At 49.7% G+C, this 11,772-nt stretch carries 6 protein-coding genes and 7 pseudogenes; 3 read left to right on the top strand and 10 right to left on the bottom strand.

All coding sequences use genetic code 11. The features are described from left to right. From BG74_RS15380 to hemF, 4 genes and pseudogenes are all read right to left on the bottom strand, one after another. Positions 1 to 588, bottom strand: a 588-nt coding sequence (locus tag BG74_RS15380; protein ID WP_305809553.1) for a thiamine pyrophosphate-binding protein, incomplete at its 3' end; no start/stop codon positions are given. A gap of 15 nt (positions 589 to 603) precedes the next feature. Beyond that, positions 604 to 1,554 (bottom strand): transaldolase, encoded by a 951-nt coding sequence (tal, locus tag BG74_RS00515; protein ID WP_066595721.1) that lies wholly within the window; start codon positions 1,552 to 1,554, stop codon positions 604 to 606. A 163-nt stretch (positions 1,555 to 1,717) separates the two neighbouring features. After that, positions 1,718 to 2,058, bottom strand: a pseudogene (locus BG74_RS15375) (DUF188 domain-containing protein); the annotation flags it as partial. A 16-nt stretch (positions 2,059 to 2,074) separates the two neighbouring features. Beyond that, positions 2,075 to 2,989, bottom strand: a complete 915-nt coding sequence (gene hemF, locus BG74_RS00510; RefSeq protein ID WP_066595710.1) for an oxygen-dependent coproporphyrinogen oxidase — start codon at positions 2,987 to 2,989, stop codon at positions 2,075 to 2,077. Positions 2,990 to 3,241: 252 nt separating this feature from the next. Here hemF and BG74_RS00505 point away from each other — a divergent pair, with 252 nt between their 5' ends. After that, entirely contained in the window at positions 3,242 to 3,667 is a 426-nt protein-coding gene (locus tag BG74_RS00505; protein ID WP_066595703.1) for a GNAT family acetyltransferase, read from the top strand. Positions 3,668 to 3,716: 49 nt separating this feature from the next. Here the strand turns inward: BG74_RS00505 and BG74_RS00500 are convergent, their stop codons facing one another. The 6 genes and pseudogenes from BG74_RS00500 to cysZ form a co-directional block, all read right to left on the bottom strand. Next, the gene (locus BG74_RS00500; RefSeq protein WP_066595698.1) at positions 3,717 to 4,058 is read right to left on the bottom strand and encodes a hypothetical protein; all 342 of its coding nucleotides are present in this window, start codon (positions 4,056 to 4,058) and stop codon (positions 3,717 to 3,719) included. A gap of 638 nt (positions 4,059 to 4,696) precedes the next feature. Then, positions 4,697 to 5,207 (bottom strand): annotated as a pseudogene (gene crr, locus BG74_RS00495) (PTS glucose transporter subunit IIA). 94 nt (positions 5,208 to 5,301) lie between these two features. After that, positions 5,302 to 6,972, bottom strand: a pseudogene (gene ptsI, locus BG74_RS00490) (phosphoenolpyruvate-protein phosphotransferase PtsI). Between the two features lie 94 nt (positions 6,973 to 7,066). Beyond that, entirely contained in the window at positions 7,067 to 7,279 is a 213-nt protein-coding gene (locus tag BG74_RS00480) for an HPr family phosphocarrier protein (protein ID WP_066595687.1), read from the bottom strand. A 502-nt stretch (positions 7,280 to 7,781) separates the two neighbouring features. Next, positions 7,782 to 8,347, bottom strand: a pseudogene (locus BG74_RS00475) (pyridoxal-phosphate dependent enzyme); the annotation flags it as partial. 381 nt (positions 8,348 to 8,728) lie between these two features. Beyond that, positions 8,729 to 9,343: pseudogene (gene cysZ, locus BG74_RS09745) on the bottom strand (sulfate transporter CysZ). Positions 9,344 to 9,638: 295 nt separating this feature from the next. Here cysZ and zipA point away from each other — a divergent pair. Together zipA and ligA are read left to right on the top strand one after the other, a co-directional pair. Continuing rightward, positions 9,639 to 10,376, top strand: a pseudogene (zipA, locus tag BG74_RS00470) (cell division protein ZipA); the annotation flags it as partial. Between the two features lie 206 nt (positions 10,377 to 10,582). Beyond that, positions 10,583 to 11,772: pseudogene (gene ligA, locus BG74_RS15370) on the top strand (NAD-dependent DNA ligase LigA); the annotation flags it as partial.

Genomic DNA, 11,772 nt, shown 5'->3' with positions numbered 1-11,772 from the left:
CCAGCCTTTGATGTCGCCGTCGATGGAGATGCCGTTATCGTCGTAGAAAGCCACTAATTTTCCCAACTTCATGGTGCCGGCCAGCGAGCAGACTTCATGGGAGATGCCTTCCATCATACATCCGTCGCCAAGGAAAACATAGGTGTGGTGATTGACAATCTCATGGCCGGGGCGGTTGAACTGCGCTGCCAGAGTACGTTCACCGATCGCCATACCGATGGCGTTGGCAATGCCCTGGCCCAGAGGTCCGGTCGTGGTTTCCACACCATCGGTGTAGCCGTATTCCGGATGCCCCGGCGTTTTAGAATGCAACTGCCGGAAGTTTTTCAATTCTTCCATCGGCAGATTGTAGCCGGTGAGGTGCAACAGGCTGTAAAGCAGCATTGAGCCGTGCCCATTGGAAAGAATAAAACGGTCGCGGTCGGCCCATTTCGGATTGGACGGATTATGGTTCATGTAATCGCGCCACAGGACTTCAGCGATATCCGCCATGCCCATCGGCGCCCCGGGATGGCCGGAATTGGCTTTTTGCACAGCGTCTATGCTTAACGCACGGATGGCATTAGCAAGCGCTTTTCTTGATATCATAAGATGCTCCAAAGGTTACAGTTTTGCCGCCAAAAGATCTTCCAGGCTTTGTTGATCAACCGCGAACTGGCGGATGCCTTCGGCGAGTTTGTCCACGGCCATCGCATCCTGGTTATGTTCCCAGCGGAATTTCGATTCAGACAGCGGCGACGGTCGGTGGAAACCTTCGGTATAGGGAGAAAGTTTACGCTCAACGCGCCCATCAACTTTGTGCAGCTCTTCCAGCAGGGCAGGGGAAATAGTCAGGCGATCGCAACCGGCCAGCGCCAGAATCTGTTCTACTTTACGAAAGCTGGCACCCATGATAACGGTTTGATAACGGTACTGTTTATAATAATCATAGATTTTGCGCACCGACACCACGCCAGGATCCTTATCGACTACGTACGGATCAAGCGGTTTGCGCTGATTATACCAGTCGTAAATGCGACCGACAAATGGTGAAATCAGATACACGCCTGCTTCAGCGCAGGCGCGTGCCTGCGCAAAGGAGAACAGCAGTGTCAGATTACAGTTTATGCCTTCTTTCTCTAGCTCTTCCGCGGCTTGAATCCCTTCCCAGGTAGAAGCAAGCTTAATGAGAATACGGGATTTATTAATGCCCTGTTCCTGATAGAGGGCCACCAATTTACGGGCCTTAGCGACACACATGCTTCGATCGAAGGAAAGGCGAGCATCTACTTCGGTAGAGACGCGTCCTGGCACGTTTTTCAGAATCTCCACGCCGATATTGACCGCTAATTTGTCGCTGGCGTTAATAATCTGCGTTTCGCGGGTGCCACCCTGTTTTCTGGCATAAGCCAGCGCGTCTTCAAAAAGCGGCTGATAGGCAGTGAGGCTGGCGGCTTTCAGGATTAAAGACGGATTAGTAGTGGCATCTTGTGGTGTATAATGACGGATGGACTCGATGTTTCCGCTATCGACCACGACGGTGGTAAATTGCTTTAGACCTTCTAACTGATTCATTTCTCTACTCCATGAATTGAATACTATTACCCGCATAAGTGAGGATTAACTTTAGGATAACACTATATCAACAAGATGTAGAATGAAATACGCTTTTTCTGATTATTATGATGACTATAATTGATAGCCACATAAAAGTCAGCGCCAGAATGGCCTGCGCGTCGCGCAGTGTATCCATTAAAATATCCCGTAAGGTCAGTTTTTCGCGAATCGTGGCTTGCCGATAAAGCTCGTCGCGTGGATTAAAAGCGCCAGCACTCCCGCCGCCAGTGGAATGTCAGCAGTAATTACCAGATCGCCCGCGGCGGGCGCCACGCTTGACGATTTCATTGTCCGCCACGTCAAAACCGGCGGGCCACGCGCAATGTACGAATAAGGCGTTACAGCAGTACCTGCAGCGATTGATTAGCTACCAGAGTGACCTGTATTTTATGCTGCTCGATGCTGCCCAGCGACGCGAAACAGGATGTCTTTAATCACTCGGGAACAAGCATCGGCATCCACCTAGATTTCCATGGCGTTACTCCTGCAGCCAGTCGCGGACTGGCAAAAAATCGCGATATAGCGCGGCTTCAGGGCTATTGGGCGGCGGCTCGTAATGATATTCCCAGCGGGCCAACGGCGGCATCGACATCAGAATAGACTCGGTGCGGCCGCCCGATTGCAAACCGAATAACGTGCCTCGATCCCACACCAGATTGAACTCGACATATCGGCCGCGGCGATAAAGCTGGAACTGCCGCTCGCGTTCGCCCCAGGCATGAGACTTGCGCCGTTCGACGATGGGCAAATAAGCGTCCAGATATCCCTGGCCGACGGCGCGGGCAAAGGCGAAGGTCTGTTGGAAATCGGGGGTGTTCAAATCATCGAAAAACAGCCCGCCAATACCGCGCGTTTCGTTGCGGTGTCTGAGAAAAAAATAGTCATCGCACCACCGTTTATAGCGTGGGTAGACGTCGCCGCCGAACGGAAGGCAGAGCGCTTGTGCCGTGCGGTGCCAGTGAACTGCATCCTCGTGAAAGCCGTAAAACGGCGTCAGGTCGAAACCTCCGCCAAACCACCAGATGGATGCCTTGCCCGGTTTTTCAGCGATAAAAAAGCGTACATTGGCGTGGCTGGTGGGTATGAAGGGATTTTCCGGATGCACGACTAGCGAGACGCCCATGGCTTGATACGATCGTCCGGCAAGTTCCGGTTGGTGGGCGGTGGCAGAAACCGGCAGGGCGCCACCATACACCCGCGAGAAATTCACACCAGCCTGCTCGAAGACCCGGCCCTGGCGCAGTACCCGTGTCCGTCCGCCTCCTCCTCCGGCGCGCTGCCAGAGATCTTCATGGAAAACGGCGCCGCCGTCGGCAGTGGTCAATGCAGCGCAAATCGTCTCTTGCAGCCCAAGGAGATAGGTGTTGATATATTCGATATCCGGTTGTTCCATCGCTAATGTCTGTATGCAAGCGGTGAAAAGGCGAAGCCACACTAGTATAACCCCAGTGGGGCCGTAACACTAACCGTTGCAGGCCAAAACGATGCCTAGGAGCGGCGCATGGGGGCTGTGCGGAGATGAACGACGCTGTTCGAGCGAAAGCGAGCTAAAGAGTCACAAACTGCGCCGGAGTTATTTGCCTTCAACGCAAATAACGTGATAATCAGTTAACTCATTCATTACTCTGTAGCGGCGATGGCAATTATGGAAATTCGAGTATTTCGTCATGACGATTTTGAAGAGATCATTACGCTATGGGAACGCTGCGATTTACTGCGATCATGGAACGATACAGAAATGGATATTGAGCGTAAGTTGAACCATGATCCCGATCTTTTTCTGGTGGCGGAAGTTGCTGGGGAAGTGGTGGGGTCAGTGATGGGTGGTTATGACGGCCACCGCGGCTCCGCCTACTACCTGGGGGTGCATCCAGATTATCGTGGGCGTGGTATCGCTAATGCGCTGATAAGCCGGCTGGAAAAAAAATTGATTGCCCGCGGCTGTCCAAAAATAAATCTGATAGTGTGCGGTGAGAACAACGCGGTCATTAATATGTCCGAAAAACTCGGATACGAAATACAAGACAGCGTATTACTGGGCAAACGGCTTATTGAGGATCATGAGTATTGAGACAAGGAGATACAGGCGGGCGGGCTCGCCGTGTCTTAGCGCCGCGCGATTATTGCTTTTGCAGCTGCTCAAACCGCCACCGACATCCCCTTCTGGCCTTTATGCAGTCTACCACTAAAGACAATGAGATCGTCGGGGGATATCCGTCCCCGTGCCAATCGTCCGGCGCGATATGCAGCACTAGTGAGCTAGTTTTGTCATGAAATTCATAGTTTCCTTGCCAAACTAACGATGAATATTCCCGCTCAGCGTTACCTAGACGCCATCGCGCATGGTTTTCGCCTGTTTGATCGAAGTAAGGCTTTTTGTCTGGGTGGAAATTACCGTCGGGGGGCAGCCAGAAGGAGGGGCTAAACAAGGCCAACAGTAGCGCGAAAGTGGTTTTCTTCATCCGGACTCTCCTTTTATATCAACCTGATTTGTCTAGCTGCGGCTGGCCAGGGATAGTAACATCGTTAGATTATTACCATGTCGATATACCCTAGCGATGGTAAATGACGCCCTTTACGAGGCGCAGCTCACCCGCATGATAATTGCGCTGACCGCCTAGCAGCCGGCGGGACTATACTGTCAAAGGCAAAGTGGAACTGATGCGCTGCGCGGCGGAAAACATCGTGTGAAATACGCTGCGTTTTTCATTGCCGGGTTAAGGGTAAGAGGGATTGGGAGCTAGCGGTCAAAGATCGCCTGCTCACGATTAGCTTGGTCGACCAGGGGCCGGGGATTGCAGAGGAGAAACTGTCCAGTATCTTCAATCCCTTTCCTTTGTGCAGGTGAATTAATCGCAAAGCGGTAAGGGCTACGGCCTGTGGGGCTGGCGATCACCAGCAAGGTGTTGTTGACGCAAAGCGGGTTGGTCGCGCCTATAACGGCCGCGAGAGAGGACTGCAAATTCATTTGCGGCTACCCCGCTGGCAGTAAAACTGCTTACGGCGTGGCCGCCGACAGCAAAAATCAGCAGCGCTCATTGAGTGCTGTGTTATAGTTGTGTCTGACCGTCGCTGAGGCCGGCAATGAAGGGGTAGGGGTCTACTTGCGGATGCGGATGATTGGCGTTTCACCGATCACGACGCTGCCGGACAATTTCACTAGTTCTTTGATTTCATCCATGTTGGAAATCACTACCGGCGTCAGGATCGATTTTGCTTTTTCTTCTAACAACGGCAGATTGAACTCGATCACAACGTCATCTTTTTTCACACGCTGACCTTCTTCAGCGATACGGCGGAATCCTTCACCTTTCAGCTCAACGGTGTTAATACCGAAATGGATAAACAACTCAATGCTGCTGTTGGATTCGATAGAGAAAGCGTGATTAGTCTCGAAAATTTTACCGATCGTCCCGTCTTACTGGAGCGGCAATTTTATTGCCACTGGGATTGATGACGATCCCATCACCCACGATCTTTTCATCAAAAACTACATAATGAACATCTTCAATGTTTACAATTTCCCCCGAAAGAGGTGCAACTATTTCAATGCTTCCCGCGTATTTCTTGTCATCAGAAACCAGAGATTTCAGTTTATCGAACAAACCCATAATCTTCTCCTAAATGTTTATATCGGGTCAGCGTCGTAAAATAAGCAAAACTTTTTTCTTCAATAAATTTGTTGATCAGATTCATCAACTCTTCCTATGTTAGCTGAGATAATGCTTCATATAATAATTTTTCATATATAAAATTGGTGTTGAGAATAATTTTCTTGATGCACGGGATAGAGATAGCACTCATACTAAATTCATCCAGTTCTATCCATAATAAAAGTAGTGTAGCACGTTCGTCTCCCGCTAGCTCGCCGCACATACTGGTTCATTTGTCCGTAGCATGAGACGCGTCAATGACTTGCTTAATTAATGTCAGTACCGCCGGAGATATGGGATTATACAGATGAGAAATAAACTCATTACCGCGCTGCGGCGAGAGTATACTGGTTCAGGTAGTTTGTCACAATACTAAAAAAATCGACTTCCTGCGCCAGATAGCGCACGATAACCGCGGCAGTGGGCTGTTCCCACCATCACGCCAACTTCGCTGCCCTCATCGAAGGCCTTGCCCTCTTTGCACAGCTGCGATTTTAACAGCGAGAGTTTATGCTTCACGGTGCGCACTTCTTCCACGGAAATGATCATCGGATACATGATGCGCAGCTTGCCGAACGCCGAGGCGCACAGAATGGCTCGCATCTGCGCATGCAGCATATCTTTACGATCGAACCCGATGCGGATGGCGCGTCAGCTGAGGAAAGAATTGTCCTCTTTTGGCAGATTCATATTTATATATGGCAATTCTTTGTCGCCGCCGATACCCACATCATAGTGCGCACGATAATAGAACCTTTAGGCATGGATTCCGCCACAGGTTTGTAAGTCTGGAACTGCTCTTCTTCACTAGGCAATGAATCGCAGTCCATAAACAGGAACTCTTTGCGATACAAGACCATGCCTTCTTCGCCGTTACATTCAGCGCCCGCCACGTCGCGCACAGAGCCGATATTAGGGCAGACTTCCATTTGATGGCCGTCAAGCGCGGTGGCGGGCAGATTCTTTGAGTTTGGCCAGTTCGCTCTTCTCTGCGACGTATTTGGCTTTGCAGCGCTTTTCCACTGCCGGTATGGGATTAATATAAATCTGATTGTTGATGGCGTCCAGAATCAAATAATCGCCGTTGGCGATCTACTTGGTAATGTTACCTGTCCCAACAATCGTCGGCAGCTCCAGCGAGGGCACCATAATGGAAGTATGGGAGGTAAGGCCGCCGATATCTGTGCGAAGCCCAACACTTTATCCAGATTCAGCTGCGCAGCTTCTAACGGTGTCAAATCCACCGCTACCAGCACGACTTCCTCGCTGATGGCGCTCAAGTAGATAATAGGCATAGCGAGAACATTGCGCAGCAAACGTTTATCGATATCGCGCACATCGATGACACGTTCCTTTAGGTATTCGTCGTCGAGTTCTTCCAGCGCTTTGGCCTGCGTTTCAATCACGGTATAGACAGCGGCAATCCGCTCTGGCGAGTTTCTTATTTGATAAAGGTTATGATGTCTTGCTCAAGCTCTTCTTCAAATAACATGATATGGCCTTCGAAGATGGTTTCTTTTCTTCACCGAAGGTTTTACAAGCTTTGGCTTTGATTGCTTACAGCTCTGCGCGGAGGCTTTGGCGCGTCCAGCAAGAAAGCGTTCAACTTCTGGCTCAACTTTTGGTCCGGGGTAATCTTTTTTCGGTTGATAATAATCTCATCTTTTAGTAGCAGCACCTTACCAAAGGCGAAACTAGGTGATACTAAAATGCCTGAAATCATAACACTACCTTACTCATGATATATATTAACTAAAAAACCAGGCCGCATGTTACTCAAGCTCTGTCATCAGTTTAACCAAATATTCTACCGCCTTTTATTCATCCTCGCCTTTCGCGGCGATAGTGACGACGGTACCCTGCGTCAGACCAAGGGTTTGTAGTTTGAACAGGCTTTTCGCGCTGGAGATTTTTCCATTGGAAGTCACGGTGATTTCGGAACTAAAGCCTTCGGCTTCCTTGACAAACTGAGCGGCGAGATTGGCATGGAGGCCATTAGGAGCAGTAATCATAACTTCTTGCTGGTACATCTTATTTCCCTAACTTATTACACGATATCAGTGTTATGGAGCTAAAGTTTAGCCTAAAAGATTCACTTTAGCCTATAGTATAGTTGTCGCAGTCTGTGGCGCAATCGTAGGAGATACTCGTCCTGACATGGCGTCACAGCATTAATTGCTTAATTACGTAATTTTATGTATGAATGTTTTTGATATTAATTATTATAATACTTTATTATAAAATATATATGATATATATCGTTTATTTCTAATTTAATATTAATATAATGATTAATTTAATATTAATAATTAATCTCTTTATTAAATACAAGAAAGAACTAACTAAATCAATTAGTGGGGGATAACAATATGATCAAGTATGTAAAAAAAGCACCCACTAGGGTGCTTTTTTCAAAAAGCTGGCTTAGCAGACGTTATTATAATTCAGGCGAAGTAAACAGTGTGGTGCTGAGATAGCGCTCGCTGGAAGAAATGCTATCCAGGATGCCTTCTTTATATCCACCAGGCACTATGAGGTTCTGATGACCTCATCGTTAGTGATTTTCTCAACCCGATCGATAAGTTTCAGATCTAGATTATTGGGAATGAAACCGGCGCCGATTTCCTGGATTTTATGCGGTCCGGGCTTGATTTCGTCCCCGGCAGCGCCTAGGTGATTATGGGTGAATCAGTAGAGGTTCGAATGCGATGGTAAAGTAAACACGTTCTTACCCTGAGTATTTTTCAGATAACGGCTAACGTCGGTGATGGTGCCCACGGTAACCGACCCCGGGGTGATAAAGACGTATATGTGGCCGTCGATGTCTTGCCAGATTTCCTCCGTCCAGTGGTCTGCTCGTGAATGGCCGGCTTAAACCGGATTACTGAACTGCTACAACATCAGGAAACGCTCGGGAATCGGTCGCGACAATTTCTTCTGCCTTGGCAATAGAATGACGCCTTTCATTCCTTTCAGACTGTCGGTCAGCATCATGTTAGCGCCCAGCGCTTTCAAAAGATTACGGCGCTCGCTGCTCATCGTCTCAGTTATAGTCAGCGTTATTTTGTAGCCGCGGGTCTCTCCGCAGCATAGGCCAGAGCAATGCCGGTTTGCCGCTGGTAGGCTCCCTCCACCAGCTCCACACCCAGTTTAAGCACACCCCGCTTCTTCTCTGCGTCCTAAATCATGTTCGTGCCGATGCGGCATTTGACGCTGAAGCTGGGATTATGCCATTCCACCTTCGCCAGGATGCGACCATTGCCTATACGGTTTATAGGGACCAGCGGAGTGACTAGTGAATTTACTTCATAAATTTTGCTTATGACTTAGTCCTTACTAGTTCGGGTGAAAAAGAAAGAGATTTTCAGCATAGCATACCCTTTCAGAATAGGGGTAGAAATGATAGTATAGTATACCGTTATATTATTAAGATATAATTTTTTAAGAACCGGATATTAGTATAGCCGGCTCGATGTCTTTTAACCCATATTACCGGTAGCACCACACACCGCCACTGGTAATATCACTAGATTCACCATTGGTATCAGGGTAAACAGGTTTACCAGCACCCAGGAACTGCATACTCACCACCTTATGAAGGTGCAGCCGGGCTTCTTATCGCTGGAAACGGGACCTTATTGATTATCGAACGGATAATAGCGGTATTGAATCGCCAGTATCCAGGCTCTGAAGAGGAGCTACAACCCTGGAACCAGCGTTTGGCCGATGGCGGGGATAAAATACAGAACTAGTAATATCAGTGTGATAGTGTAATATTCATCAATTCGCGGTGCAACATACGCAGCGTATCTCGCATCAAATCCACTAGGCCGCTGTCCTGGGCAACGTGACCTGTCGTGTGCGATTCCAACCGTTCGGCAAACAGGCCACTGAACAGAGCGGCTATCAACATGGGCCACGATACTGAGGAAATAATAGAATACCAGTAGCACCACCAGCACGCACAATGTAATGTAGCTCATCAACTGCGGGATCCAGATGCTGATCTGTCAATACAGCCACCAAAAAGCGCCGCCTAATAGCGGTAGCAGTACGTAGTGTTTAATTCCGAGCAGCATGATTAAACGCGCCAATCAGCGAAAATAATGCACGCCGATATAGAAATTTATATCTTTTTGGATGTCGTTTTTCGCCATTTTATCCGAATAGATAAGGTTATAACTATTTTTTAGAGTTTATAACTGCCTATTGGTTAATTTTGTCTGAAAAAGCAGAAAAAATAGCTTGCAAAACTCTTTTTGCCAGAAAGCACCCGCAGACTTGCACTTACTCATGTAGGCAAATACAGTATGTAGGCAAATACAGTTAAGAGAGTAAATGTTTGCCGCTATGGCAATGTGTAATGAATTAGAACAGATGAGATGACAAGTGATGCAGGGTTTGCGTCTGATATTAATCGTAGTGGGTACGATCGCAATTATAGCGTTACTTTTACATGGTCTATGGACCAGTCGTAAAGAGCGCTCCTCGGTTTTTCGCGACCGCTCGGTCAATCGACTGAAACAAGAACGTCAGGATCAGGACGAGCCGTCGCTGTCTGATGAGGGGGTGGGTGAGGTTCTCGTGGCGCATATGCGTCATCACGACGACGTGGATATCGGCCGTATCGACGACGACGTGCCGTTCTTGCGTCCTGTCGTGTCACAGGATGGGCAGGTGGTGCCGCCCGCTGCTCTTGACCTCGTAAACGTGGACGTGGCGAAGCCGTTGCAGGTGCGGGAAAAAGAAACGGTGCTGGTGCTCCATGTCGCCGCCCATAACGGGACGGTGTTAGGCGGCGAGGAATTGCTGCAAAGTATACTGCAGGCCGGTTTTCAGTTCGGCAAAATGAATATTTTTCACCGCCATCTAAACCCTGCCGGCAGCGGACCAGTGCTATTTAGCCTGGCCAATATGGTCAAGCCCGGTTCTTTTAATCCTGACGATATCGCTGACTTCACCACTTTAGGGATCTCTATGTTCATGACGGTACCTTCCTATGGTGATGCCCATCAGAACCTTAAACTGATGTTGCAGTCCGCTCAGTGTATCGCTAATGATTGCGGCGGCGTCGTGCTTGACGACAAACGGCGCATGATAACCCAGCAGAAGCTGGACGGGTATAAANCGCGCATTCGCCAGGCGCTGGGACGCTAATGCTGGCTCTTGACCGTACGATTGAACCGGCCGCGCCGTGACGAAACCTAGTCGGTCGAATAGACGTCACCAAGTGCCCCGCCGTCTACGGCTATGATTATCCTGCTGGTTACTGCTAAAATAGTGCTATTCCTCAGCTCCAGGGCTCGCTGGGTTTTTGCTGCTGATGGTACATCATGGAACAGATAGAACAACAGATCCTGCAGCTGCGTGAGCAGTTGCGACATTGGGAATACCTTTACTACGTAGAATCCGCCCCTGAAGTGCCCGATAGCGAATATGACCGGGTCATGGCAGAACTGAGCAAACTGGAAGCTAAACGACCTGACCTGCTGACCACCGATTCCCCCAGCCAGCGAGTCGGAGGGCAGGTGCTGAACAGCTTCAGCCAAGTGTGTCATGAAGTGCCTATGCTCTCGCTGGATAACGTTTTTGAAGAAAACGGTTTCCTAGCGTTCGACAAGCGGGTGCGGGACAGGCTTAAGCGCGAGAATGACATGACCTACTGCTGCGAACTTAAACTAGACGGTCTGGCAGTCAGCCTGTTATATGAAAACGGCGAGCTTGTGCGAGCCGCCACCCGCGGCGACGGCACCACCGGCGAGGATATCACCGCCAATGTGTGGACCATTCGTACTATTCCACTGCGTTTGAAAGATAACGGCAACCTGCCGTACCTGCTAGAAATCCGTGGTGAAGTGTTCATGTCAGAAGCGGGTTTTCAGCGGCTGAATGAGACTGCCAAACGGGAAGGGAGTAAAGTTTTCGCTAATCCGCGCAACGCCGCCGCTGGCTCCTTGCGCCAGCTGGATCCCGCTATTACCGCCAAGCGACCGCTGACGTTTTATTGCTACGGCGCTGGCCTGCTGGAAGACGGCGCGTTGCCGGAAAGTCATTGGGAGAGGCTGCAGCAGTTTAAAGCCTGGGGTGTACCGGTTAGCGCTTACGTTCGCCGCTGCACCGGCAGCGCCGCAGTGCTGGAGTTTTATCAACAAGTGTACGAGGCGCGATCGACGCTCGGATTTGATATCGACGGCGTGGTCATTAAGGTGGATTCCCTGGCACTACAGCAGCGTTTGGGGTTTGTCGCCCGCGCGCCGCGCTGGGCTATTGCCTATAAGTTTCCGGCCCAAGAGCAATTGACCCAGGTGCGGGATGTGAAGTTTCAGGTGGGGCGTACCGGCGTCATCACCCCGGTGGCTCGGCTTAAGCCGGTGCTGGTTTCTGGCGCTATGGTCAGCAATGCCACCCTGCACAACACTGATGAGGTCGAACGGCTGGGGCTGATGATTGGTGATACGGTAATTGTCCGCCGCGCCGGCGATGTCATCCCACAGATCGTCGGTGTCGTTTCCTCAGAACGGCC

The sequence above is a fragment of the Sodalis-like endosymbiont of Proechinophthirus fluctus genome, from assembly GCF_001602625.1.
Classification (GTDB): Bacteria; Pseudomonadota; Gammaproteobacteria; order Enterobacterales; family Enterobacteriaceae.
Note: the sequence above shows the minus strand (reverse complement) of the source record. Positions and strands in the feature narration are given on the sequence as shown.

Excerpts from the sequence above, each read along its gene's own strand:
- tal (WP_066595721.1), bottom strand. The coding sequence starts at position 1,554 with ATGAATCAGTTAGAAGGTCTAAAGCAATTTACCACCGTCGTGGTCGAT.
- hemF (WP_066595710.1), bottom strand. The coding sequence starts at position 2,989 with ATGGAACAACCGGATATCGAATATATCAACACCTATCTCCTTGGGCTG.
- BG74_RS00505 (WP_066595703.1), top strand. The coding sequence starts at position 3,242 with ATGGAAATTCGAGTATTTCGTCATGACGATTTTGAAGAGATCATTACG.
- BG74_RS00500 (WP_066595698.1), bottom strand. The coding sequence starts at position 4,058 with ATGAAGAAAACCACTTTCGCGCTACTGTTGGCCTTGTTTAGCCCCTCC.
- BG74_RS00480 (WP_066595687.1), bottom strand. The coding sequence starts at position 7,279 with ATGTACCAGCAAGAAGTTATGATTACTGCTCCTAATGGCCTCCATGCC.